The sequence below is a fragment of the Pseudomonas sp. 2,4-D genome, from assembly GCF_030418155.1.
In the GTDB taxonomy this organism is placed as follows: Bacteria; Pseudomonadota; Gammaproteobacteria; order Pseudomonadales; family Pseudomonadaceae; genus Aquipseudomonas; species Aquipseudomonas alloputida.
The window spans coordinates 1-1333 of record NZ_JAUHUI010000087.1 but is presented as its reverse complement, the minus strand read 5'-3'; the positions used below and the strand labels follow the sequence as shown (position 1 = coordinate 1333).

Annotated in this window: 1 protein-coding gene and 1 pseudogene; one reads left to right on the top strand and one right to left on the bottom strand. The window is 45.4% G+C overall.

Going from position 1 to position 1333, the window contains the following annotated elements; translation table 11 throughout:
* The first annotated feature begins 297 nt into the window (after positions 1–297).
* The gene (locus QYE47_RS27215) at positions 298–957 is read left to right on the top strand and encodes a type A-1 chloramphenicol O-acetyltransferase (protein ID WP_000412211.1); all 660 of its coding nucleotides are present in this window, start codon (positions 298–300) and stop codon (positions 955–957) included.
* A gap of 200 nt (positions 958–1157) precedes the next feature.
* On the opposite strand, the pseudogene QYE47_RS27210 reads toward QYE47_RS27215, so the two are convergent.
* A pseudogene (locus QYE47_RS27210) lies at positions 1158–1259 on the bottom strand (GNAT family N-acetyltransferase); the annotation flags it as partial.
* Between the last annotated feature and the right edge of the window lie 74 nt (positions 1260–1333).

Below are 1333 nucleotides of genomic sequence, written 5' to 3'. Positions count from 1 at the left end.
TGATAGAAACAGAAGCCACTGGAGCACCTCAAAAACACCATCATACACTAAATCAGTAAGTTGGCAGCATCACCCGACGCACTTTGCGCCGAATAAATACCTGTGACGGAAGATCACTTCGCAGAATAAATAAATCCTGGTGTCCCTGTTGATACCGGGAAGCCCTGGGCCAACTTTTGGCGAAAATGAGACGTTGATCGGCACGTAAGAGGTTCCAACTTTCACCATAATGAAATAAGATCACTACCGGGCGTATTTTTTGAGTTATCGAGATTTTCAGGAGCTAAGGAAGCTAAAATGGAGAAAAAAATCACTGGATATACCACCGTTGATATATCCCAATGGCATCGTAAAGAACATTTTGAGGCATTTCAGTCAGTTGCTCAATGTACCTATAACCAGACCGTTCAGCTGGATATTACGGCCTTTTTAAAGACCGTAAAGAAAAATAAGCACAAGTTTTATCCGGCCTTTATTCACATTCTTGCCCGCCTGATGAATGCTCATCCGGAATTCCGTATGGCAATGAAAGACGGTGAGCTGGTGATATGGGATAGTGTTCACCCTTGTTACACCGTTTTCCATGAGCAAACTGAAACGTTTTCATCGCTCTGGAGTGAATACCACGACGATTTCCGGCAGTTTCTACACATATATTCGCAAGATGTGGCGTGTTACGGTGAAAACCTGGCCTATTTCCCTAAAGGGTTTATTGAGAATATGTTTTTCGTCTCAGCCAATCCCTGGGTGAGTTTCACCAGTTTTGATTTAAACGTGGCCAATATGGACAACTTCTTCGCCCCCGTTTTCACCATGGGCAAATATTATACGCAAGGCGACAAGGTGCTGATGCCGCTGGCGATTCAGGTTCATCATGCCGTTTGTGATGGCTTCCATGTCGGCAGAATGCTTAATGAATTACAACAGTACTGCGATGAGTGGCAGGGCGGGGCGTAATTTTTTTAAGGCAGTTATTGGTGCCCTTAAACGCCTGGTTGCTACGCCTGAATAAGTGATAATAAGCGGATGAATGGCAGAAATTCGAAAGCAAATTCGACCCGGTCGTCGGTTCAGGGCAGGGTCGTTAAATAGCCGCTTATGTCTATTGCTGGTTTACCGGTTTATTGACTACCGGAAGCAGTGTGACCGTGTGCTTCTCAAATGCCTGAGGCCAGTTTGCTCAGGCTCTCCCCGTGGAGGTAATAATTGACGATATGATCATTTATTCTGCCTCCCAGAGCCTGATAAAAACGGTTAGCGCTTCGTTAATACAGATGTAGGTGTTCCACAGGGTAGCCAGCAGCATCCTGCGATGCAGATCCGGAACATAATG

Bases quoted from the DNA above. Each gene is read 5' to 3' on its own strand.
- QYE47_RS27215 (WP_000412211.1), top strand. From the start codon at position 298: ATGGAGAAAAAAATCACTGGATATACCACCGTTGATATATCCCAATGG.